We start from the raw sequence: 22347 nt of genomic DNA, 5'->3' as shown, positions 1-22347 counted from the left end.
CCTTATTTTTGTACAACGATATTTTCTTGTGATGGATCGACGTGTTGCATCTGCAACTTCTCGGTCGCGATCCGCTCAACCCGACTATGATCGCCGAGCGCGTTCTCTTCGAGGATCAGGTTTCGCCATTCAATATCCAGCGCGTCACGTTCCAGAACCAGTTGCTCACGCTGCGCGGTTAACAGACGGGTATGGTGTGCCGTCGTCACCACGGTAATCGCCGTAATGATGATGCAAATGAACAGACAGAGTGGCAGTTTCCCAAACCGCAGAAGATCGTCCCCGATGACGCCAGGCAAGGCATGGCGCTCGTTGCTTCCTAACGATCCTTTAACTTTGCTTAAGGCTTCTGTCACTCTGCCGATCATGCGTTCGTCCTCTCTGCAATGCGCAGAACTGAACTACGGGCCCGTGGATTCTCTGCCACCTCTTCTTCGCCCGGCATCAACTTGCCTAGTGCCCGCAACTCGCGGCCGCCCAGTTTTTTGAGCTGCGCCTCGGTCATCGGTAACCCGGCCGGAACCTGCGGACCGCGGCTTTGCTCACGCATAAAGCGCTTCACAATACGGTCTTCCAGCGAGTGGAAACTGATAACAGAAAGCCGCCCGCCCGGGGCCAGCACGCTGAGCGAGCTTTTTAGCGCCTGCTCTATCTCCTCCAGTTCACTGTTCACCCAGATGCGCACCGCCTGGAAGGTACGGGTCGCGGGATGTTTGAATTTATCCTTCACCGGCGTCGCCGCCGTCACCACCTCCGCCAGCTCTTTCGTGCGGGTCATCGGCTCGATACGGTTACGCTCGACGATGGCGCGCGCGATGCGCTTGCCAAAGCGCTCTTCGCCGAAGGTTTTAATCACCCAGGCGATATCCGCTTCGTCCGCCGTCTGCAGCCACTCGGCGGCAGACTGGCCGCGCGTGGGGTCCATACGCATATCCAGCGGGCCATCGCGCATAAATGAGAAGCCACGCTCTGCGTCGTCAAGCTGAGGTGAAGAGACGCCAAGATCGAGAAGAATACCGTCGATCTGGCCAGTTAGTCCGCGCTCACTGACATAATCAGCCAGCGCTGAGAAAGGTCCATGTACGATGGAAAAGCGAGGGTCATCAATGGTTTTCGCCACGGCGATAGCCTGCGGATCGCGATCGATAGCCAGCAGGCGTCCTTCCGCTCCCAGTTGGGAAAGGATCAGGCGCGAGTGACCGCCGCGACCAAAGGTCCCATCAATGTAGATACCATCCGGACGAATATTCAGGCCGTTAACCGCTTCATCCAGAAGTACCGTAGTATGTTTAAAATTTTCCATCATGTTGTTATAGAGACAAATCCTGCAGACGCTCCGACAACGCGTCGGTAGACGACTGTTCAGCGTCGATATCTTCCTTGACCCGTTGATACCAGGTCGTTTCATCCCACAGTTCAAACTTATTGAACTGTCCGACCAGCATCACTTCTTTTGTCAGCCCGGCATGCTGCCGTAACACCGGCGCGATCAGCAGACGCCCGGCATTATCCATCTGACATTCGCTGGCATGACCCAAAAGCAGACGCTGCACGCGCCGCTCAACGGGATTCATGCTCGATAAACGCGACAATTTTTGCTCGATGATTTCCCATTCAGGCAAGGGGTAAAGCAGCAGGCACGGGTGATGAATGTCAATGGTACAAACCAGTTGACCGGAAGCGTCCTCGATCAGCCCGTCGCGGTAACGCGTCGGTACGGCCAGACGGCCTTTGCTGTCGAGATTGACTAACGTTGCCCCACGGAACATGCCAGCCTCACCCCTTTTCGCCACTTTAACCCACAAATTCCCACCAGAAGGAGTTTACGGAGCGGAGGAAAAGCTTGTCAAGCCAGCACGAATACCAACGAAGCTCAAAAACCCATTATTTGCAGCCGATATCCGGCCTGATGAAATAATCATCAACAAACGAGGCAAATTAACGCTATGAATACGTGTAAGAAAACAACCAACAAATTCGTAACAGTTAAAAGCAACAAAATATCTTCGGCGGGAAAATATAAAGTGTCAGTTTGCGACGCGAGCGGCATTTTAGGCGATTATGGTGCCCGTTAACAGTGCCTGTTATCGTCAGAGAAGCACTCTTGCCGCGGGGTGCGGGGAGATGACCGTGTGATGGGCTGTAAAATGAGTGTTAATTCAGCGATTAACTTAACGAATGTAACAAAATAATACAAATAAAGACTGATTTCACTTTTTTTATCGCTAACGGGTGCCGAAAAGCGGCAACGCCAGAATAAAACAAAATAATGCGTAAAGAAGTTTAGGGATTTGTCTGAAAGCGATCCAAATTTACTTTTTTATGGTAATTAGTACGGATTATCGCCAGACAACTTTCGTCTGGCGAGTAACGCCATCCATTTCCAGGTTTTTAGCACACACCGATGCAGGCGCTCGATAGCCTGGCGTCTCAGCGACGATTCAAACTTCCCCGGCGATACAAATTACGACGGATACGGCTTAAGCCCGGTTTTGGCTTACGCGGTTCGTCGAGGCTGGCGAGCACAATTTCCAGCACGCGTTCAGCCACATCGCGGTGACGCTGGGCCACGGCCAGTACCGGGCACTGCAGGAAATCGAGCAGTTCATTGTCGCCGAAGGTCGCAATAGCCAGCTCGGACGGCAGCTTCCCTTCCCGGCGCAGCGTCACGTCCATCACCCCCTGCAACAGCGGAAATGACGTTGTGAACAGCGCCTGCGGCATGGGATGTGTTTCCAGCCATTTCTCAAACAGCTGTCCTGCCGCTTCGCGTTCAAAGCTGTTGGCGTACAGATACTGCACTTCCCGCGGATCGTCATTCCACGCGGTACGGAAGCCCTGTTCACGCAGGAAACTGACCGACAGCTCCGGTAACGCGCCAAGATACAGAACGTTTTCCCCCGGGAATTTGCGCAGTTCAGCGGCCAGCATTTCGGCATCATCCTGATCGGCGCCAACAACGCTGGTGAAGTGCTCGCGATCGAGCGCACGGTCAAGGGCGACAATCGGGAAAGGATCGTTGGCCCAGCGCTGATAGAACGGATGCTCTGGCGGAAGTGACGTCGAGACGATAATCGCATCCACCTGGCGCTGTAACAGATGCTCAATACAGCGCATTTCGTTATCAGGCTGATCTTCCGAACAGGCAATCAGCAGCTGATAGCCGCGCTGGCGCGCCTGACGCTCAAGATAGTTAGCAATACGGGTATAGCTGGTATTTTCCAGATCGGGAATCACCAGACCAATAGAACGCGTGCGTCCTGCACGCAAGCCGGCAGCGACCGCATTCGGATGGTAGTTGTGCTCACGAACGACGGCCATCACCTTTTCGACCGTTTTGTCGCTGACGCGGTACTGTTTCGCTTTACCGTTAATCACATAGCTAGCGGTGGTACGCGAGACACCGGCCAGCCGGGCGATTTCATCCAGTTTCACAATTGCCCCTTGGGTAATGAGTACAGAACATAACCTTTCTTCAGCTATGGATTCATTTTCATAACATCTAAACGCAGAATAGTTAGCGCAGCAACCGGTTTTGTCTCCAGTTCCCACCGATTTCGCAAAAAAATAACCCGACAGATTGTGTCGGGCTATTTTTACGTCAGTTTCAGCAACTCAGCGCATGATTTTGTCGCCGCGCGACAGTCCGACCACACCGGAGCGCGCCACTTCGACAATGCGCGCAACATCGCGCAAGGAAGCCAGAAAAGCGTCCAGTTTATCGCTGGTCCCTACCAGCTGGACGGTATACAGCGACGGCGTGACATCGATGATTTGCCCGCGGAAAATCTCCGTGTTGCGCTTCACCTCTTCACGGCCAAAACCGCTCGCCTGGACTTTCACCAGCATAATTTCACGCTCAACGTGTGAATTCTGCCCCAGTTCGCTGACGCGCAGAACATCCACCAGCTTATGCAGCTGTTTTTCAATTTGCTCGATGGCTTTTTCATCGCCCACGGTCTGGATAGTCATTCTTGAAAGCGTCGGATCGTCGGTGGGGGCGACCGTCAGGCTTTCAATGTTATAGCCGCGCTGCGCGAAAAGACCGATGACGCGTGATAAGGCGCCTGATTCGTTTTCCAGTAAGACAGATAATATCCGGCGCATAATCAGGTTCTCTCCGTTTTGCTCAACCACATCTCATCCATGCCGCCGCCGCGGATCTGCATGGGATACACATGCTCGCTGCCGTCCACCGTCACATCAACGAAGACCAGACGATGATTACGCACCTGCTCCAGCGCTTCGGCCAGCTTAGACTCCAGCTCCTGCGGTTCGCTGATGCGAATCCCTACGTGCCCGTAAGCTTCCGCAAGCCGGACGAAATCCGGTAAGGACTCCATATAAGATTGTGAATGGCGACCAGAATAGATCATATCCTGCCACTGCTTCACCATCCCGAGGTAGCGGTTGTTCAGGTTCAACACCAGCACCGGCAGCTCATACTGTAAAGCAGTGGAAAGCTCCTGAATATTCATCTGGATACTGCCATCGCCGGTCACACAAACGACCATCTCTTCCGGCAGCGCCATCTTCACGCCGAGAGCGGCGGGCAAACCGAAGCCCATCGTGCCGAGGCCGCCTGAGTTAATCCACCGCCTTGGCTTGTCGAAAGGATAGTAAAGGGCGGCAAACATCTGGTGCTGACCGACATCGGAGGTCACGTAAGCGTCGCCGTTGGTCAGCCGCCAGATGGTCTCGATGACGGCCTGGGGTTTGATCTTGCCGCTTTGCGTATCGTATTGCAGGCAGTGGCGCGCGCGCCATTGCTCGATCTGCTGCCACCAGTCGCGGATCTCATCGTGCGGCTGCTGCACCTCTTCCTGCTCCAGGAGATCGAGCATCTGATCCAGCACCAGACGGGCGTCGCCGACGATCGGCACATCAGCCGGGACCGTCTTCGAAATGGAGGTCGGATCGATATCGATATGCAGCACCGTCGCATTCGGGCAGTACTTCGCCAGATTATTGGTTGTGCGATCGTCAAAACGCACGCCGACGGCAAAGATGACATCGGAGTGATGCATCGTCATGTTGGCTTCATACGTTCCATGCATCCCCAGCATCCCTAAAGCCTGGGAATGGGTGGCCGGAAACGCGCCGAGCCCCATCAGCGACGAAGCCACCGGCAGATTCAGTTTTTCCACCAGGGTACGCAGCTGTTGTTCACATCCGGCATTAATCGCCCCGCCGCCGACGTAGACAACCGGATGTTTTGCCGCCACCAGCGTCTGCAGAGCGCGTTTAATTTGTCCTTTATGACCACTGGTTGTCGGGTTGTAAGAACGCATACTGACGGTATCCGGCCACGCGTACGGCAGTTTGTTCGCCGGATTGAGGATATCCTTTGGTAAATCAACGACCACCGGACCTGGACGCCCGCTGGCGGCCAGCCAGAACGCTTTTTTCAGCACGCCGGGAATATCTTCCGTCTGCTTGACCAGGAAACTGTGTTTCACCACCGGCCGGGAGATACCGACCATATCGCACTCCTGGAAGGCGTCATAACCGATCAGGGAAGTCGCGACCTGCCCGGAGAGAATCACCAGCGGAACAGAATCCATGTATGCCGTTGCGATACCGGTAATGGCATTCGTCGCGCCCGGCCCCGAAGTCACCAGCACAACCCCCACTTCGCCGGTCGCGCGGGCAAGGCCGTCCGCCATATGCACCGCCGCCTGCTCATGGCGCACCAGAATATGGTCGATACCCCCCAGGGTATGCAACGCATCATAGATATCGAGGACCGCGCCTCCGGGATAGCCGAATACTTGCTTGACGCCCTGATCGACAAGCGATTGGACGACCATCTCGGCTCCTGACAACATCTCCATGGTTTGCCTCCAGGCTTACTGTTTCTAACGGCAGCAGAATTCAATTTCCGCGCGTTCGCACAATGCCAGAAATCGACGCCTGGCATTGAGGTGAATGGACTGCGTGCTCTTACCATAACTGCTCGCCAACGGGCAGGCAATTAGCGACCTCAGGCGTATGCGAGCCGCTAAAAGAATAAAAGATAAGAATTTTCTATGAAACGTGGTTGAAAGCTTCATAAATAAGAAGCGAGTGCTGAAATTACTCGGATAAACTGTCTGATGACAGGAATTCATCCATTTTTCACTTGCCGCACGCGCTGGCCGGGGGCGGCAAACAGGATAAAATCCTATATTTTGTGGTTTTGATCACATAAAGCGAGAGCGACCGCTCCCGCCCGGATAGCGCTATATTTAGCGCTGGCAAATACGTACCAGCAGCTCTTCCATCCACTGATGACCGCGGTCTTTTCCGGCAGCCTCATGCCAGGAAAGATAGCAGGTACGGCTATTTACTTTGAGCGGTAACGGCAATAATTGCAGGTTCAGCCTTTCTGCATACTCGCTCGCCAGCCAGCGCGGGGCAATGGCGACCATGTGAGTTTGCGATACCACATTGAGTACGCTGACCATGGCATTCCCTTGATACGCAATTTGCGTCTGCTTATTGACAGAGCTATACCAGGGCAGGCTGAACGAAGCATAGCGATCCAAAGCCACAACCGCATGTTCTTCACGATAAATATCCGCTTCCATCACTGGCCCGGAAATACGCGGGTGTCTACTGCTGGCCACTAATATCATTTCATCTTTAAACAAGGGCACACAGGCAAACTCGGGGCGGCGAAACTCCTCATAACCAACCACAAACTCTATTTCCTGATAACGTAATTGATGTTCGGTGTTTTGATTAAGCGATGCTTTAAAAATTAAATGAATATTCGGCGCCACTTCGTTAACTTTGTTAAATATAATCGAAGTAAGATAGTTATCTAACGGGCTACAGATGCAGAGATTAAATATGCGCTCGCTGTGTATCGGTTCAAAACCGGCTCCCGGTAGCTCATTTTGCACCAGTTGCAATGCCTGGCGTACTGAGCCAAATAGCTGAAATGCGCGAGCCGTCGGCTGAATACCCCGGCCATAACGGACAAACAGCTCATCATTAAACATCACTTTCAGCCGCGCTACGGCATTACTCACCGCAGGCTGAGACATCCCCAGAGAATGCGCCGCCCGCGTTATATTTTGCTCCTGCATTACCGCATCAAAAACGGTAAGCAGATTAAGATCGACCGTTCTGAGCTGAGGTTTGCTGACATCCTCGCCGGAGGGGAGTGTCATCTCAGCATTTTCAATTATCATACCCGGCTCCACCATCGCGTTTAATTCCCTTTTAAAAATGCGGTAATCAATACAGGAAATATCATTTACCATACATATGTCATTTACAAAAGGGCAGGGACGCATTTTAGGAATTTATCAAAATTATAAGTAACGCCAACCCGGTCAAATTATCGGGAAAATTCCTAATTCACTTAAATCATATCGATTACTTGATAATGTTAAGTGTACTCATAATTAGAAAAAACAAACAACATCCTCATGATGAATGTTAATTTAAGCAGGATTAAAATATGAATTTACTCTCTGCCTTAGACTGACATCGGGCTATCATTGATGACTCCCTGGCTTCCACACCAAAACATTCACAGAACCCATAAATTTACCGGTTTCATTACAATACGCGCTTCCCTCTATCCACGTTTCTTCACTCCGGCCTGAAACAACCTCGCTGCGATCCGTTTAAAATTTTTTCCTGACAACCTACCCCCTGATACTATCGTCGGCAAAAATGCGCGTTAACCAGCATAATTAGCTAATGCCTTCCGGTAGCAAACAGAGGGTTTTTCCTTGCCAGGGGTTGACATCAAAACGCGTATCCAGTAACTCTAAAAGCATATCGATTTCATCTGGAGCATGACCTAATGATTCGCACCACTCGTTTCACCGGCCTACTACTACTAAACGCATCCACTATGCGCGGTAGGCTGTTGGGCGACGTTCAGCGTTAAGTCATCTTCCAGCAAGACTAGTAAACCCGCGCCATTGCGCGGGTTTTTTTATGCTCGTCAGCAAGGCGCCCAGGACACCGATTAAGGATCTATACCATGAGCCAGCAAGTCATTATTTTCGATACGACCTTACGTGACGGAGAGCAAGCGTTACAGGCCAGCCTGAGCGTGAAAGAGAAGCTGCAGATTGCGATGGCCCTCGAACGGATGGGCGTTGATGTGATGGAAGTCGGTTTCCCGGTCTCATCTCCTGGCGACTTTGAGTCCGTACAAACCATCGCGCGTACCATCAAAAACAGCCGCGTCTGCGCCCTGGCTCGTTGCGTCGAAAAAGACATTGATGTGGCGGCAGAATCCTTAAAAGTCGCCGAAGCATTCCGTATTCACACCTTTATCGCCACCTCGCCGATGCACATCGCCACCAAGCTGCGTAGCACCCTGGATGAGGTCATTGAGCGCGCCATCTATATGATCAAACGCGCACGCAACTATACCGACGACGTCGAATTCTCCTGTGAAGATGCGGGCCGTACGCCGATCGCCGATCTGGCGCGCGTCGTCGAAGCCGCTATCAGCGCCGGCGCCACGACGATTAATATCCCGGACACCGTCGGCTACACCATGCCGTTCGAGTTCTCCAGTATCATTACCGGCCTGTACGATCGTGTCCCGAATATCGACAAAGCTATCATCTCTGTGCACACCCATGACGATTTAGGTCTGGCCGTGGGTAATGCGATCGCCGCGGTCCACGCCGGCGCGCGCCAGGTTGAAGGCGCCATGAACGGTATTGGCGAGCGTGCGGGCAACTGTTCGCTGGAAGAGGTGATTATGGCCATCAAGGTGCGCAAAGACATTATGAATGTCCGTACCGGCATTAATCACAATGAAATCTGGCGTACCAGCCAGACCGTCAGCCAGATTTGCAATATGCCTATTCCGGCTAACAAAGCCATCGTCGGCACCGGCGCCTTCGCCCACTCTTCCGGTATCCATCAGGACGGCGTGCTGAAGAATCGCGAAAACTACGAAATTATGACGCCGGAATCCATCGGTCTGAATCAGGTGCAGTTGAACCTGACCTCCCGCTCCGGCCGTGCGGCAGTGAAACACCGCATGGAAGAGATGGGCTACAAAGATACCGACTACAACATGGATCACCTCTACGACGCATTCCTGAAGCTGGCAGACAAAAAAGGCCAGGTCTTTGATTACGATCTGGAAGCGCTGGCGTTCATCAACAAGCAGCAGGAAGAGCCGGAACATTTCCGTCTGGATTACTTCAGCGTCCAGTCAGGCTCCAGCGATATCGCCACCGCCTCCGTAAAACTGGTCTGCGGTGAAGAGACCAAAGCGGAAGCCGCAAACGGCAACGGCCCGGTCGACGCTATTTACCAGGCAATCAACCGCATCACCGGCTATGACGTTGAGCTGGTCAAATATGACCTGAACGCCAAAGGTCAGGGCAAAGACGCGCTGGGTCAGGTAGATATCGTCGTGACCTACAATGGTCGTCGCTTCCACGGCGTCGGTCTGGCGACGGATATCGTTGAATCCTCCGCGAAAGCCATGGTTCACGTGCTGAACAATATCTGGCGCGCAGCAGAAGTCGAAAAAGAATTGCAACGCAAAGCTCAAAATAACGAGAACAAGAAGGAAACCGTGTAATGTCGAAGAATTACCATATTGCTGTTTTGCCAGGTGATGGCATAGGCCCGGAAGTCATGAACCAGGCGATGAAAGTACTGGAAGCCGTTCGTCACCGTTTTGATATGCGCATTACCACCAGTCAGTATGACGTCGGCGGCATCGCTATCGACCGTCAGGGCACCCCGCTGCCGCAGGCGACCGTAGAAGGTTGCGAGCAGGCCGATGCGATCCTGTTCGGCTCCGTAGGCGGCCCGAAATGGGAACATCTGCCGCCGGCTGGTCAGCCGGAGCGCGGCGCGCTGCTGCCGCTGCGTAAACATTTCAAACTGTTCAGCAACCTGCGTCCGGCGAAGCTGTACCAGGGGCTGGAAGAGTTTTGCCCGCTGCGCGCGGATATCGCCGCCAACGGCTTCGACATTCTGTGCGTCCGCGAATTAACCGGCGGCATCTACTTCGGCCAGCCGAAAGGCCGCGAAGGCAGCGGTCAACACGAGAAAGCGTTTGATACCGAGGTCTATCATCGCTTTGAAATCGAGCGCATCGCGCATATTGCGTTCCAGTCCGCACGCAAACGACGTAATAAAGTGACTTCTATTGATAAAGCGAACGTTCTGCAGTCGTCTATTCTGTGGCGCGAAGTGGTCAACGAGATTGCCAAAGAATACCCGGACGTTGAGCTGGCGCACATGTACATCGACAACGCCACGATGCAGTTGATTAAAGACCCGTCCCAGTTCGACGTTCTGCTGTGCTCCAACCTGTTCGGCGACATCCTGTCTGACGAATGCGCCATGATCACCGGTTCAATGGGCATGCTGCCGTCGGCCAGCCTCAATGAACAAGGTTTTGGTCTGTATGAACCGGCAGGCGGCTCAGCCCCGGATATCGCGGGCAAGAATATCGCCAACCCTATCGCGCAGATCCTCTCTCTGGCGCTGCTGCTGCGCTACAGCCTGAATGCCGATGACGCGGCAACAGCGATTGAGAATGCTATCAACCGTGCATTAGAAGAAGGCGTACGTACCGGCGATTTAGCGCGTGGTACGGCGGCGGTCAGTACCGATGAAATGGGCGATATCATTGCCCGCTATGTCGCTGAAGGGGTGTAATCATGGCGAAGACCTTATACGAGAAGTTGTTTGATGCGCATGTTGTTTATGAAGCGCAAAATGAAACCCCGCTGCTGTACATCGACCGTCATCTGGTGCATGAAGTGACCTCCCCGCAGGCCTTTGACGGCCTGCGCGCGCACAACCGTCAGGTTCGTCAGCCGGGTAAAACCTTCGCCACCATGGACCATAACGTTTCCACCCAGACGAAAGATATCAACGCGTCCGGCGAAATGGCGCGCATTCAGATGCAGGAACTGATCAAAAACTGCAAAGAGTTCGGCGTTGAGCTGTACGATCTGAATCACCCGTATCAGGGGATCGTCCACGTGATGGGGCCGGAACAGGGCGTCACTCTGCCGGGAATGACCATCGTCTGCGGCGATTCTCACACCGCGACTCACGGCGCCTTTGGCGCACTGGCTTTTGGCATCGGCACCTCCGAAGTTGAGCACGTCCTGGCGACTCAGACCCTGAAGCAGGGCCGTGCCAAAACCATGAAGATTGAAGTGAAGGGCAAAGCGGCGCCGGGCATCACCGCCAAAGATATCGTGCTGGCCATCATTGGCAAAACCGGTAGCGCCGGCGGCACCGGCCACGTAGTGGAGTTCTGCGGTGAAGCCATTCGCGATCTGAGCATGGAAGGTCGTATGACGCTGTGCAATATGGCCATCGAAATGGGCGCGAAAGCAGGCCTGGTTGCGCCGGATGAAACCACGTTTAACTATGTGCAGGGCCGTTTGCATGCGCCAAAAGGCCAGGACTTCGACGCTGCCGTTGCCTACTGGAAAACCCTGAAAACCGACGCTGACGCGGCCTTCGATACCGTCGTAACCCTGCAGGCTGAAGAGATTGCCCCGCAGGTGACCTGGGGCACAAACCCGGGCCAGGTCATCTCCGTTAACGAGAGGATCCCCGACCCGGCCTCTTTCGCCGATCCGGTCGAGCGAGCGAGCGCAGAAAAAGCGCTGGCCTATATGGGCCTGAAGCCAGGTATCCCGTTAACCGACGTAGCTATCGATAAGGTGTTCATCGGCTCCTGTACCAACTCGCGTATTGAAGATTTGCGCGCCGCGGCCAAAGTCGCGAAAGGCCGCAAAGTCGCACCGGGCGTGCAGGCATTAGTGGTCCCGGGTTCTGGCCCGGTGAAAGCTCAGGCGGAAGCTGAAGGGCTGGATAAGATCTTTATCGAAGCTGGTTTTGAATGGCGACTGCCGGGCTGCTCTATGTGCCTGGCCATGAACAACGATCGCCTGAATCCTGGCGAACGCTGCGCATCAACCAGCAACCGTAACTTTGAAGGCCGTCAGGGCCGCGGCGGACGTACTCACTTAGTCAGCCCGGCTATGGCCGCTGCGGCAGCCGTGACCGGCCATTTCGCCGATATCCGCGACATCAAATAAGGAGACCATCATGGCAGAGAAATTTACCCAACATACGGGCCTGGTGGTTCCGCTGGATGCCGCAAACGTCGATACCGATGCGATCATTCCTAAGCAGTTCCTGCAGAAAGTCACGCGCACCGGTTTTGGCGCGCATCTGTTCAACGACTGGCGTTTTCTTGATGATCAGGGACAGCAGCCGAATCCGGAATTCGTGCTGAACTTCCCGGAGTATAAAGGCGCATCGATCCTGCTGGCGCGGGAAAACTTCGGCTGCGGCTCCTCCCGTGAGCATGCGCCGTGGGCATTGACCGATTACGGTTTTAAAGTGGTCATCGCCCCCAGCTTCGCCGATATCTTTTACGGCAACAGCTTTAACAACCAGCTGCTGCCGGTGACGCTGAGCGATGAACAGGTCGACGAGATGTTCAGTCTGGTTCAGGCGAATCCGGGCATAACGTTCGAAGTGGATCTGGAATCCGAAGTGGTGAAAGCGGGCGACAAAACCTACAGCTTTAAAATCGATGCCTTCCGCCGCCACTGTATGCTCAACGGACTTGATAGCATCGGCCTGACGTTGCAGCACGAAGAGGCGATTTCAGCCTACGAAAACCAACTGCCGGCCTTTATGAACTAAGCACGCCGTTGATACCCGAGCCCGGTCCTGTGACCGGGCATTTTTTTAGCTTTTTCGCGCGGGTGATGACCACAAATACCCCCACCCGGCCCTGACCGATGGACCCTCACATGACGACAGCTGTCACCATTAAAAACATCACCTTTCAGGAAGGCGCCACGTTAATTTGCGTGCCGCTGATCGGCCAGACGCTCGATGAGCTGCAAACCCATGCCCATACCCTGGCGGAGGCCGGAGCCGATCTTATCGAATGGCGCGTCGACCACTTTATCCGCGTCCATGAACAACAACAGGTCCTGCTGGCGCTGACGGAGATTCGCCGGCTGCTCGCCGATATGCCGCTGCTGTTCACCTTTCGCAGCTACAAAGAGGGGGGTGAAACGGAACTTGCCGATGACGCGTACTTCGCCCTCAACCGCCTGGCCGTCACCAGCGGGCTGGTGGACATCATTGATATTGAGCTCTTCAATGACGAAGCGTCGATCCGGGCGTTGATCGATGAAGCTCATGCCGCCGGGGTGAAGGTGATTATGAGCAATCATGATTTCCACAAAACGCCGGCGCAGGAAGAGATCATCGCCCGGCTACGTCGGATGCAGGATCTGGGTGCCGATCTGCCGAAAATCGCGGTCATGCCTCAGTCGCCGCACGACGTGCTGACGTTACTGTCTGCCACTCTGGTGATGAAAGAACAGTACGCCACCCGCCCGTTAATCACGATGTCGATGGGCAAACCGGGCGGCATCAGCCGGGTCACCGGACGCCTGTTCGGCTCAGCGATGACGTTTGGCAGCGTGGGTCAGGCATCGGCACCCGGACAAATTGCCGTGCGTCAGCTGCGGGAAATGATGAATATTCTGTCCTGAAAGCCCGCCGCATCGCAGTAATCTGCGGTGCGGCGCCTGGCTAAATATCTTTGACTTTGCTGGTCAAAAACAGCGTCAGCAGCGAGATGGCAGCAATGACCCAATACACGCTGGCGTGGCCGTAGTTTTGCGACAGCGCCCCCTGCAGCACGCCGGCGAGAATCACCCCGGTGGAAATACTGTTGGTAAACAGCGTGGTGGCCGCCCCGGCTCGTCCAGGCATCAAATCCTGGAACCACAGCATGCCAATCCCGGCGACAATACCGATAAAAATGGCGTTAAACAGCTGCAGCGCCAGCAGCGCGCTGCGATCGTGAAATACGATCAGCCCCAGATAGAACAGCACGCCGGCAGCCACCGCGGCGACCATCATTTTGCGTTTGCCCCAGCGCCTGACGTAATACCCCGCCAGGATCATCGCCGGGATTTCCAGCCCGGCCGCCGTCCCCATCAGGATCCCGGCCAGACTATCCGGCAAACCCAGATCGCTACTGATCCACAGCGGCATATCGATGATATACATGGTGTTACAGGTCCACATCAGCGTCGACGCGATAAACAGCATACGCACGTTTTTATCTTGCCAGCCGCCGGTCTGCACCACGCCCTCCGCTTCCACAGGCTGCTCTACCCGGGCAACCGACGGCAGCTTAACGGCAATTAACGCCAGGCTAATGACGAAAATACCGGCCGCAATCGAGAACATGGTGGTGAAGCCATAGTTCAGCGCCAGCATAAAGGCCAGCGGCGGGCCGATCACCCACGCCAGCGACAGCTGCGCACGCATCACCGAGCTGAACATCACCACTTCTCGCGCCGAGCTATCGGCATATTCCCGCGCGAGGGCGAACAGCTGCGGCATCGCGGCATTGGCAATCGACGCCAGCATCACGCCGCAGGTGATCAACGTTAAGTAGTGACGGTTAAAAGCAAACAGCAGCGCATTGCCCACCGCCATCAGGCAGCAGAACATGATCAGCCGGCGGCGATCCCCCTGGCTATCGGATCGTTTCGCCAGCGCCAGGCTAACCAGAATACCGGCGATCGCGTTAACGGTATAAAACAGGCCAACCCAGAAGGGCTGTGCGCCCACCTCGCGGCTGAGGAACAGGCTGAGGGTTGGCGCCTGCAGCGTGCCCGCAATCCCCATCATAAAAGCGACCAGCATAAACGCCGCGTAAACCCCGTTAAGCCGCCGTCCCATCGTCATCAACCAGAGCATGTCATGTCCTTAAAAGCACGCTAAGAAAACGAAAAAAGCCAGCAGAAGTCATCTGCTGGCGGGTGATTTTATACTCTATCGATTTCAGGCGACAGGCTGGCGACCGCAACGTTATAGCTCAGCCAACTGGCCTGGGGTCTGAAAGACGATCGGTACACACCAATACTCAGTCACACATGATGTGGGCAAGTCAATGATCAGAGGTCTGATGTCACTCCCCAGTGCATCAGTTCGCCAGGAATCTTCTGCTGTCTCCCTGTCATCAGGCGGGCCAGCCATGACGCGTCCTGCGTCGCAGAAAAGTCACGTTGGTCGAACTGTTTCGCTGTAGACCTCAGCATATTCACCTCCTTGCTTCATCGGAATGCATTATTGGCCTAATATAGGGATTAATAAATTGCTGAGTTTTCATCAGGAGTTCCCCTTTTATGTCTTCTGCTCGTCTGCAACAACAGTTCATCCGTTTATGGCAGTGCTGCGAAGGTAAATCGCAGGAGACAACCCTCAACGAGCTGGCGGAGATGCTCTGCTGTTCCCGCCGCCACATGCGCACGCTGCTGAATATGATGGAAGAGCGCGGCTGGTTAACCTGGGAAGCGGAAGCCGGGCGCGGCAAGCGCTCAACGCTGGCTTTCCTGTATACCGGCCTGGCGCTGCAGCAGCAGCGGGCCGAGGATCTGCTGGAACAGGATCGAATCGATCAACTGGTCCAGCTGGTGGGCGACAAAGCCGCCGTTCGTCAGATGCTGGTCTCGCATCTGGGCCGTAGCTTTCGCCAGGGGCGGCATATTCTGCGCGTACTCTACTACCGGCCGATGAAAAACCTGCTCCCCGGCAGCGCGCTGCGCCGCTCGGAAAATCATATCGCCAGGCAAATTTTCAGCGCCTTAACGCGGGTAAATGAGGAAAACGGGGAACTGGAAGCCGATATTGCGCACCACTGGCAGCAGCTCTCCCCCACCCACTGGCGCTTTTTCCTCCGCCCCGGTATTCATTTTCACCACGGCAGAGAGCTGGATATGGAGGATGTGATTGCCTCGTTGCAGCGCAGCAACGCCCTGCCGCTGTACTCACACATTGAACGTATTGTCTCCCCCACCGCCTGGACGCTGGATATTCATCTGACGCAGCCCGATCGCTGGCTACCGTGGCTGCTCGGTCAGGTGTCGGCTGTCATCTTGCCGCGCGAATGGCAGTCGATGGAGAATTTCTCCGCGATGCCGGTAGGTACCGGGCCTTACGCGGTGGTTCGCAACAATCAAAATCAGCTGAAGATCCACGCTTTTGACGATTATTTCGGCTACCGGGCGTTAATTGATGAAGTTAACGTCTGGGTCCTGCCTGAGATTAGCGAAGAGCCCAACGGCGGCCTGACGCTACAGGGAACCACGCAAAGTGAGAAAGCGATTGAGAGTCGGCTGGAGGAAGGGTGCTACTATCTGCTGTTTGATGCCCGCAGTCCTCTGGGCAGCAACCTCGCGGTTCGCCAGTGGCTCAGCTATCTGTTACAGCCCGCCAATCTGCTTTATCACGCCGGTGAACAGTACCAGGGCAACTGGTTCCCGGCCTATGGTCTGTTGCCCCGCTGGCACCACGCCCGCAGTCATGCCTGTGAAAAACCCCCGGGGCTGGAGTCCGTCACCCTCACCTATTATCGGGATCACGTCGAACACCGCGTGATGGGCGGGATCATGGCGACGCTGCTGGCGGAGCATCAGGTCAAACTGCAGATTCAGGAGCTGGAGTACGAAGAGTGGCACCGTGGCGAGGTGGTCAGCGATATCTGGTTGAACAGCGCTAACTTTACCCTACCGATTGATTTTTCTCTGTTTGCCTGGTTGTATGAAGTCCCGCTGATACGACATTGTATTCCCGTCGACTGGGAACAGGATGCCCGTCGCTGGCACGCAGGCGAGCTAAACCCGGCCACCTGGAGCCAGCAGCTGTTGGCCAATCAAACTATCGTGCCGCTGATCCACCACTGGCTGATTATCCAGGGGCAGCGCAGTATGCGTGGCGTGAGAATGAATACGTTGGGCTGGTTTGATTTCAAATCGGCGTGGTTTGCGCCGCCGGATCCCTGATAGCAGTCCGGCAGGCGCTGAAGCGCTTTCCGTCAGTTCACAAAATCATTACACTAACGCCGTTCTCAACGGGGTGCTGATATACGTACACCATCTCATTCGGGTTGCATCAAAGCAGCAAGCGGGTGGACACGCGATGCTAACGCAGAGGCAGCGCGAAGGATGAAGTGTATAAGCTGAGAAAATACCCGTCGAACCTGATCCGGATAACGCCGGCGAAGGGATTTGAGGCCCACTCAAAATCCTTTGCCCCCCCTTGGTTATGAGGTGCAAAGTGTTGAAAAAATTACTCCCGCTGTTGGCGCTGGTCGCCGTTCCCGCGTTTGCTAAACCTGTACTCACCGTCTACACCTATGACTCCTTTGCGGCAGACTGGGGCCCTGGACCGGTCGTGAAAAAAGCCTTTGAAGCCGACTGCAACTGTGAACTGAAGTTCGTGGCGCTGGAAGATGGCGTTTCGTTGCTTAATCGTCTGCGGATGGAAGGCAAGAATAGCAAAGCCGATGTGGTGCTCGGGCTGGACAACAACCTGCTGGAAGCGGCTACGCAGAGCAAACTGTTCGCTAAAAGCCAGGTACCGGCCAGCGCTGTCACGGTACCGGGCGGCTGGGATAACGACACGTTTGTGCCGTTTGATTACGGCTATTTCGCCTTTGTCTACGACAAAAACAAGCTGAAAAACCCGCCGAAAAGCCTGAAAGAACTAGTGGAAAGCACTCAAAAATGGCGCGTGATCTACGAAGATCCCCGCACCAGTACCCCGGGCCTGGGGCTGCTGCTGTGGATGCAAAAAGTGTATGGCGAGAAGTCGCCGGAAGCGTGGCAAAAACTGGCGGCGAAAACCGTCACCGTCACCAAAGGCTGGAGCGAGGCCTACGGTCTGTTCCTGAAAGGGGAAAGCGATCTGGTTCTTAGCTACACCACCTCGCCGGCCTACCACATCATTGAAGAGAAAAAAGACCAGTACGCGGCCGCTAATTTCGCCGAAGGCCACTATCTGCAGGTAGAAGTCGCCGCGCGTACCGCCGCCAGCAAACAACCGGAGCTGGCGGAGAAATTCCTCACGTTTATGCTGTCTCCGGCCTTCCAGAATGCCATCCCGACCGGCAACTGGATGTATCCGGTCACCCAGGTTGCGCTACCCGCGGGTTTTGCCGCATTGCCGAAACCGCAGACCACGCTGGAATATACTCCGCAGCAGGTCGCCGCAGAACGTCAGAACTGGATTAATGCATGGCAACGCGCCGTCAGCCGCTAAATATCGGCTGGCTGGCGCCGGGTCTGACGGCCGCCGCGCTGCTGGTCGCCGTCGCACTGGCCGCGTTTCTGGCGCTCTGGGGTAGTGCGCCGGAGGCGGCGTGGCGCTCGATTTTCAGCGACAGCTATCTGTGGCACGTTATCCGTTTCTCTTTCTGGCAGGCGTTTCTCTCCGCGCTCTTCTCCGTCGTACCGGCGATTTTTCTCGCCCGCGCCCTGTATCGTCGCCGCTTCCCGGGGCGCACGCTTCTGCTGCGCCTGTGCGCCATGACGCTGATTCTGCCGGTACTGGTGGCGGTCTTTGGCATTCTCAGCGTCTATGGCCGTCAGGGCTGGCTGGCGACACTGTTTAACGCCGTCGGCTGGCAGTGGGATTTCTCGCCGTATGGCCTGCAAGGCATCCTGCTGGCGCACGTTTTTTTCAATATGCCGATGGCCACCCGGATGCTGCTGCAGGCGCTGGAGAATATCCCCGGAGAGCAGCGCCAGATAGCCGCCCAGTTGGGCATGCGCGGCTACCCCTTTTTCCGTCTGGTGGAGTGGCCCTGGCTACGGCGGCAAATTCCCCCCGTCGCGGCACTGATCTTTATGCTCTGCTTCGCCAGCTTCGCGACCGTGCTGTCGCTCGGCGGCGGCCCGCGGGCCACCACGATTGAGCTGGCTATCTACCAGGCGCTGAACTTTGATTATGACCCGGCGCGTGCGGCGATGCTGGCGCTGATCCAGATGGTCTGCTGTCTCGGGCTGGTGCTTCTCGCCCAGCGCCTGAGCAAGGCCGTCGCTATCGGTACCACCCAGGTTCACGGCTGGCGCGATCCGGACGATCGCCTGCACAGTCGTCTGGCCGATACCGTGCTGATTGCTCTCATGCTGCTGTTGCTGCTGCCCCCGCTGCTGGCGGTCGTCGCCGATGGTCTGAATCACAACCTGCTCAGCGTGCTGGCGCAGCCCGCGCTGTGGCAGGCATTCGGCACCTCGTTACGCATCGCGATTTCCGCCGGTCTGCTCAGCGTCATGTTAACCATGATGCTGCTGTGGAGCAGCCGCGAACTGCGTCTTCGCAACCGCCCGCTGGCGGGTCAGACGCTGGAGCTCAGCGGCATGCTGATCCTGGCGATGCCGGGAATCGTGCTGGCGACCGGCTTCTTTTTACTGCTCAATAACAGCATTGGACTTCCGGCTTCCGCCGACGGTATCGTGATCTTCACCAATGCGCTGATGGCCATTCCCTATGCGCTGAAGGTGCTGGAAAACCCGATGCGCGATATTGCCGTACGCTACGCTATGCTCTGTCACTCTTTGGGCATGAGCGGTTTTACCCGCCTGCGGGTGGTGGAGCTGCGCGCATTAAAGCGTCCGCTGGCCCAGGCGCTGGCGTTTGCCTGCGTCCTGTCCATCGGCGATTTTGGCGCCGTGGCGCTGTTCGGTAACGAACAATTCCGCACGCTGCCGTTCTATCTGTACCAGCAAATTGGCTCTTATCGTAGCCAGGACGGTGCCGTCACCGCCCTGCTGCTGCTGCTGCTGTGCTTTTTACTCTTTACGGTGATTGAGAAACTTCCGGGACGTGATGTTAAAACTGAATGATGTGACCTGGCTTTACCAGCATCTGCCGATGCGCTTCACGCTCTCCGTCCAGCAGGGTGAACGCCTCGCCGTGCTCGGCCCAAGCGGCGCGGGCAAAAGCACGCTGCTCAATCTGATCGCCGGCTTTCTACCGCCGGTAAGCGGCACAATTCTGATTAACGGCCAGCCGCATACCACGACGCCGCCGGCCCGCCGACCGGTGTCGATGCTGTTTCAGGAAAACAATCTCTTTCATCATCTTACCGTGCGCCAGAACATCGGTCTCGGGATGCATCCGGGGCTGAAGCTTAACCCGGCGCAGGTCGCCAGCCTGCAGGAGATTGCCGGGCAAATGGGGATCAATTCACTGCTGGACAGATTGCCGGGCGAGCTTTCCGGCGGCCAGCGTCAACGCGCGGCGCTGGCGCGCTGCCTGGTCCGGGAACAGCCGGTCCTGCTGCTGGACGAGCCGTTTTCCGCACTCGACCCCGCGCTGCGCCAGGAGATGCTGACGCTGGTGAGCGATGTCTGTCAGCGTCAAAATCTAACGCTGCTGATGGTGTCACATAGCGTGGAAGATGCCGCCCGCATCGCCCCACGCTCGCTGGTGGTGGCCGACGGGCGGATAGCCTGGGACGGCGCGACCGAAACGTTGCTCAGCGGCAACAGCAGCGCCTCTCACCTGTTAGGCATTAGCGCGCGATAACCTTGTGCAAAATATCGAGATAGACGGGCATCAGCGGATGGCGAATCACCAGCGTTAGCGCTGCACCAGCCAGCACTACCATCACCGGCGTCAGCCACAGCAGACGCGAGCGGGGTAAGAGTCGCGTCAGGCGATCGCGCATTTTCGCGCTGCGCCACAAGCGCCAGCACAGCCAGCCGGCCAGCCAAACCAGCAGCGCGGCGGCCAGCAGCAGCCACTTAAAGCTGGCGCTATTCTCATCCGTGGGGATATCAATCGCCGCGCCAGCCAGAATACCGGGTAAGAAGTACAGCGGCGGCCACAGCAGGCAACCGATAATATTGGGCAGAATAAACTTCGCCAGCGGAAGGTCGAGCATGCCGGCGACCATCGGCACCAGCGGCCGCGTCGGACCGACAAAGCGGCCAATAAGAATCGTGATCATGCTGTGCTGATGCAGCGCATGCTCGGTTTTATCCAGCAGGGCTTTGTTTTTCTTCAAAAAAGACCAGCGATGCAGCGGTTTTTTAAACCGCCAGCCGAGCCAGAAAGAGATCCAGTCGCCGAGTAAACAGCCGATAATCCCCGCCAGCCACGCCTGCCAGAAATTGACGTCTCCGCTGCCAATCAACGCCCCCAGCCCGGCCATCATCACCGTTCCCGGCAATATCAGCCCCACCAGCGCCAGCGATTCAAGGAAGGCGACCAGCATCACGGCTATCAGGGAATAGGCCGTGGACTGGGTGATAAAATGTTCCAGCAATGCTTGCATAATGTGCCCGGTTTCAAAACGAAGCACGGATTCTCCGGAGCCGTCGCGCTTTCGTCAAGCCATCAATTGTCCGAATAGACCCGTCATACTTCAAGTTGCATGAGCATTGGCTGCACTCGCTCACCCCAGTCACTGACTTGAGTAAGCGCCTGGGATTCTCTGCGTTGCCGCGTGATTCGGCCTATGGCCTCACCCCTTCGGGGCCAGCGCAAGCGCTGTTCAATTCGGCTTTGCCTCTTGTCCTGCAACTCGAATTAGTTAGGGTTTAGTTTACTGGTTGTGACAATTTCCCGGCGCAACATTTCGTTTTCTTTACGTTTTATTCACACCCTGCACGAAATTCACTGGGACTGGCCCCGGTGCATTTCTTAAATACCCGCGAAAAGTAGAGCTGGTCTTCGAACCCGACGTTGCGCCCTACCGTGGCGATAGGCATACGCGTGGTGCTGAGCAGCAGCTTCGCCTGGCTGATGCGCTGGTCCTCCCGCCACCCCAGCACGCTGATGCCCAGCTGCTGACGGAACAGATGGGACAGGCGCGAAGGCGACAGGCAGACATGCTGGGCGACGCTGGCGATATCGAAATGGCTGTCCGCCAGGTGATCGCTGATGTACTGGCAGGCATCGCGCACGCGATTATCCAGCGGCGGATGCAGCGACTCATTGATCGCCTCCATGCGCCGCAGCAGCAGTTGTTCCAGCAAATTGATCGCCAGCAGCTCCGAATAACGTCCGGCTCCCTGGCCGGCTTCAACGATCTGCCCAAACAGCTCACAAAAACGCGCCTGCCACGGCTCATCAGGACGGAAAAAACCGGTCTGAGCGAAGATAGTCGGCCAGTTCAGCCATTCATGCCAGTACGCGCGCGGCCGGAAGTAGACCCACTGGTGATACCATTCGCGGGCGTCGGGATGGCGGCCATAGTGATGAATTTCTCCCGGCGGAAAGAGCAGAATATCACCCGGTCGGCAAATAAACTGCTCATCGTGATTGTTAATCACCCCTTCACCACGCACCGTCAGGTTCAGAATATACCCCTTCATTCCAAGCGGACGGTCAATAAAGAAATCCAGATAGCCATCGGCATCAATCGGCGTCAGCCCCGTCACCAGATGGGCATTAAACGAGTAGCCCGGCAGCAGCGGATCGTTTTGTGTTTCAGCCATAGGCTCAGCTCTCCTGGAGATATTATGGAAACCAATTGTCCATATTCAACATTGTACTGCCAAC

General features: G+C 55.8%; 20 protein-coding genes, 1 pseudogene and 1 riboswitch. Of the genes and pseudogenes, 10 read left to right on the top strand and 11 right to left on the bottom strand.

The annotated features are described in order from the left end of the window. Positions 1–2 precede the first annotated feature (2 nt). From ftsL to leuO, 7 genes are all read right to left on the bottom strand, one after another. Entirely contained in the window at positions 3–368 is a 366-nt protein-coding gene (gene ftsL, locus FNY10_RS18230; RefSeq protein ID WP_004857854.1) for a cell division protein FtsL, read from the bottom strand. Beyond that, on the bottom strand, positions 365–1306 hold the full coding sequence (gene rsmH / locus FNY10_RS18225) for a 16S rRNA (cytosine(1402)-N(4))-methyltransferase RsmH (RefSeq protein ID WP_100682569.1): 942 nt from the start codon (positions 1304–1306) through the stop codon (positions 365–367). The genes ftsL and rsmH overlap by 4 nt, the downstream gene beginning before the upstream one ends. 4 nt (positions 1307–1310) lie before the next feature. Then, on the bottom strand, positions 1311–1769 hold the full coding sequence (mraZ, locus tag FNY10_RS18220) for a division/cell wall cluster transcriptional repressor MraZ (RefSeq protein ID WP_004857850.1): 459 nt from the start codon (positions 1767–1769) through the stop codon (positions 1311–1313). Positions 1770–2430: 661 nt separating this feature from the next. Next, positions 2431–3435, bottom strand: coding sequence for a catabolite repressor/activator (gene cra / locus FNY10_RS18215; RefSeq protein WP_004857845.1), 1005 nt, complete (start codon positions 3433–3435; stop codon positions 2431–2433). A 180-nt stretch (positions 3436–3615) separates the two neighbouring features. Next, complete coding sequence (gene ilvN, locus FNY10_RS18210) at positions 3616–4107, bottom strand: acetolactate synthase small subunit (protein ID WP_100682570.1); 492 nt, start codon at positions 4105–4107, stop codon at positions 3616–3618. A gap of 2 nt (positions 4108–4109) precedes the next feature. Then, on the bottom strand, positions 4110–5834 hold the full coding sequence (ilvI, locus tag FNY10_RS18205; RefSeq protein WP_100682571.1) for an acetolactate synthase 3 large subunit: 1725 nt from the start codon (positions 5832–5834) through the stop codon (positions 4110–4112). Positions 5835–6227: 393 nt separating this feature from the next. Continuing rightward, positions 6228–7193 carry a transcriptional regulator LeuO gene (gene leuO / locus FNY10_RS18200; RefSeq protein WP_407081266.1) on the bottom strand — a complete coding sequence of 322 codons (966 nt, stop codon included), beginning with the start codon at positions 7191–7193 and terminating at the stop codon, positions 6228–6230. A 608-nt stretch (positions 7194–7801) separates the two neighbouring features. On the opposite strand from leuO, the gene leuL reads away from it, so the two are divergent. The 6 genes from leuL (at position 7802) to aroD (ending at position 13532) form a co-directional block, all read left to right on the top strand. Then, positions 7802–7888 carry a leu operon leader peptide gene (gene leuL / locus FNY10_RS18195; RefSeq protein WP_049267590.1) on the top strand — a complete coding sequence of 29 codons (87 nt, stop codon included), beginning with the start codon at positions 7802–7804 and terminating at the stop codon, positions 7886–7888. Between the two features lie 96 nt (positions 7889–7984). After that, a complete protein-coding gene (gene leuA, locus FNY10_RS18190; protein WP_131049230.1) occupies positions 7985–9556 on the top strand; it encodes a 2-isopropylmalate synthase in 1572 nt (523 codons plus the stop codon). Beyond that, a complete protein-coding gene (leuB, locus tag FNY10_RS18185) occupies positions 9556–10647 on the top strand; it encodes a 3-isopropylmalate dehydrogenase (protein WP_141965326.1) in 1092 nt (363 codons plus the stop codon). The genes leuA and leuB overlap by 1 nt, the downstream gene beginning before the upstream one ends. Positions 10648–10649: 2 nt before the next feature. Beyond that, a complete protein-coding gene (gene leuC / locus FNY10_RS18180) occupies positions 10650–12050 on the top strand; it encodes a 3-isopropylmalate dehydratase large subunit (protein ID WP_131049228.1) in 1401 nt (466 codons plus the stop codon). Between the two features lie 10 nt (positions 12051–12060). After that, on the top strand, positions 12061–12666 hold the full coding sequence (leuD, locus tag FNY10_RS18175; protein WP_131049227.1) for a 3-isopropylmalate dehydratase small subunit: 606 nt from the start codon (positions 12061–12063) through the stop codon (positions 12664–12666). Between the two features lie 110 nt (positions 12667–12776). Further along, positions 12777–13532, top strand: coding sequence for a type I 3-dehydroquinate dehydratase (aroD, locus tag FNY10_RS18170; RefSeq protein ID WP_141965327.1), 756 nt, complete (start codon positions 12777–12779; stop codon positions 13530–13532). 40 nt (positions 13533–13572) lie between these two features. On the opposite strand, the gene FNY10_RS18165 is transcribed toward aroD, so the two are convergent. Both FNY10_RS18165 and FNY10_RS18160 read right to left on the bottom strand, forming a co-directional pair. After that, entirely contained in the window at positions 13573–14754 is a 1182-nt protein-coding gene (locus FNY10_RS18165; RefSeq protein ID WP_160702314.1) for a sugar efflux transporter, read from the bottom strand. 190 nt (positions 14755–14944) lie between these two features. Then, positions 14945–15095 (bottom strand): annotated as a pseudogene (locus tag FNY10_RS18160) (glucose uptake inhibitor SgrT). Positions 15096–15182: 87 nt separating this feature from the next. On the opposite strand from FNY10_RS18160, the gene sgrR reads away from it, so the two are divergent. The 4 genes from sgrR to thiQ all read left to right on the top strand — a co-directional run bounded on the left by sgrR (position 15183) and on the right by thiQ (position 20367). Next, the gene (sgrR, locus tag FNY10_RS18155; RefSeq protein ID WP_141965329.1) at positions 15183–16838 is read left to right on the top strand and encodes an HTH-type transcriptional regulator SgrR; all 1656 of its coding nucleotides are present in this window, start codon (positions 15183–15185) and stop codon (positions 16836–16838) included. 59 nt (positions 16839–16897) lie between these two features. Further along, positions 16898–17080: riboswitch (TPP riboswitch) on the top strand. A gap of 32 nt (positions 17081–17112) precedes the next feature. Then, positions 17113–18096, top strand: a complete 984-nt coding sequence (gene thiB / locus FNY10_RS18150; RefSeq protein WP_141965330.1) for a thiamine ABC transporter substrate binding subunit — start codon at positions 17113–17115, stop codon at positions 18094–18096. After that, positions 18072–19682 carry a thiamine/thiamine pyrophosphate ABC transporter permease ThiP gene (thiP, locus tag FNY10_RS18145; RefSeq protein ID WP_141965331.1) on the top strand — a complete coding sequence of 537 codons (1611 nt, stop codon included), beginning with the start codon at positions 18072–18074 and terminating at the stop codon, positions 19680–19682. The genes thiB and thiP overlap by 25 nt, the downstream gene beginning before the upstream one ends. Next, positions 19666–20367, top strand: a complete 702-nt coding sequence (gene thiQ, locus FNY10_RS18140) for a thiamine ABC transporter ATP-binding protein ThiQ (RefSeq protein WP_141965332.1) — start codon at positions 19666–19668, stop codon at positions 20365–20367. Before thiP ends, thiQ begins: the two co-directional genes overlap by 17 nt. Here the strand turns inward: thiQ and FNY10_RS18135 are convergent. Together FNY10_RS18135 and araC are read right to left on the bottom strand one after the other, a co-directional pair. Beyond that, complete coding sequence (locus tag FNY10_RS18135) at positions 20354–21118, bottom strand: DedA family protein (protein WP_100682662.1); 765 nt, start codon at positions 21116–21118, stop codon at positions 20354–20356. The genes thiQ and FNY10_RS18135 overlap by 14 nt on opposite strands. 319 nt (positions 21119–21437) lie before the next feature. Next, the gene (gene araC / locus FNY10_RS18130; protein WP_100682582.1) at positions 21438–22283 is read right to left on the bottom strand and encodes an arabinose operon transcriptional regulator AraC; all 846 of its coding nucleotides are present in this window, start codon (positions 22281–22283) and stop codon (positions 21438–21440) included. Between the last annotated feature and the right edge of the window lie 64 nt (positions 22284–22347).

Source organism: Klebsiella sp. Lac1, assembly GCF_009825425.1.
Lineage (GTDB): Bacteria > Pseudomonadota > Gammaproteobacteria > Enterobacterales > Enterobacteriaceae > Klebsiella > Klebsiella electrica.
Note: the sequence above shows the minus strand (reverse complement) of the source record. Positions and strands in the feature narration are given on the sequence as shown.

What these genes read in the sequence shown, in the direction of transcription:
- ftsL (WP_004857854.1), bottom strand. Translation starts at nt 368, where the DNA reads ATGATCGGCAGAGTGACAGAAGCCTTAAGCAAAGTTAAAGGATCGTTA.
- rsmH (WP_100682569.1), bottom strand. Translation starts at nt 1,306, where the DNA reads ATGATGGAAAATTTTAAACATACTACGGTACTTCTGGATGAAGCGGTT.
- mraZ (WP_004857850.1), bottom strand. Translation starts at nt 1,769, where the DNA reads ATGTTCCGTGGGGCAACGTTAGTCAATCTCGACAGCAAAGGCCGTCTG.
- ilvN (WP_100682570.1), bottom strand. Translation starts at nt 4,107, where the DNA reads ATGCGCCGGATATTATCTGTCTTACTGGAAAACGAATCAGGCGCCTTA.
- ilvI (WP_100682571.1), bottom strand. Translation starts at nt 5,834, where the DNA reads ATGGAGATGTTGTCAGGAGCCGAGATGGTCGTCCAATCGCTTGTCGAT.
- leuO (WP_407081266.1), bottom strand. Translation starts at nt 7,193, where the DNA reads ATGGTGGAGCCGGGTATGATAATTGAAAATGCTGAGATGACACTCCCC.
- leuL (WP_049267590.1), top strand. Translation starts at nt 7,802, where the DNA reads ATGATTCGCACCACTCGTTTCACCGGCCTACTACTACTAAACGCATCC.
- leuA (WP_131049230.1), top strand. Translation starts at nt 7,985, where the DNA reads ATGAGCCAGCAAGTCATTATTTTCGATACGACCTTACGTGACGGAGAG.
- leuB (WP_141965326.1), top strand. Translation starts at nt 9,556, where the DNA reads ATGTCGAAGAATTACCATATTGCTGTTTTGCCAGGTGATGGCATAGGC.
- leuC (WP_131049228.1), top strand. Translation starts at nt 10,650, where the DNA reads ATGGCGAAGACCTTATACGAGAAGTTGTTTGATGCGCATGTTGTTTAT.
- leuD (WP_131049227.1), top strand. Translation starts at nt 12,061, where the DNA reads ATGGCAGAGAAATTTACCCAACATACGGGCCTGGTGGTTCCGCTGGAT.
- aroD (WP_141965327.1), top strand. Translation starts at nt 12,777, where the DNA reads ATGACGACAGCTGTCACCATTAAAAACATCACCTTTCAGGAAGGCGCC.
- FNY10_RS18165 (WP_160702314.1), bottom strand. Translation starts at nt 14,754, where the DNA reads ATGCTCTGGTTGATGACGATGGGACGGCGGCTTAACGGGGTTTACGCG.
- sgrR (WP_141965329.1), top strand. Translation starts at nt 15,183, where the DNA reads ATGTCTTCTGCTCGTCTGCAACAACAGTTCATCCGTTTATGGCAGTGC.
- thiP (WP_141965331.1), top strand. Translation starts at nt 18,072, where the DNA reads ATGGCAACGCGCCGTCAGCCGCTAAATATCGGCTGGCTGGCGCCGGGT.
- thiQ (WP_141965332.1), top strand. Translation starts at nt 19,666, where the DNA reads ATGTTAAAACTGAATGATGTGACCTGGCTTTACCAGCATCTGCCGATG.
- FNY10_RS18135 (WP_100682662.1), bottom strand. Translation starts at nt 21,118, where the DNA reads ATGCAAGCATTGCTGGAACATTTTATCACCCAGTCCACGGCCTATTCC.
- araC (WP_100682582.1), bottom strand. Translation starts at nt 22,283, where the DNA reads ATGGCTGAAACACAAAACGATCCGCTGCTGCCGGGCTACTCGTTTAAT.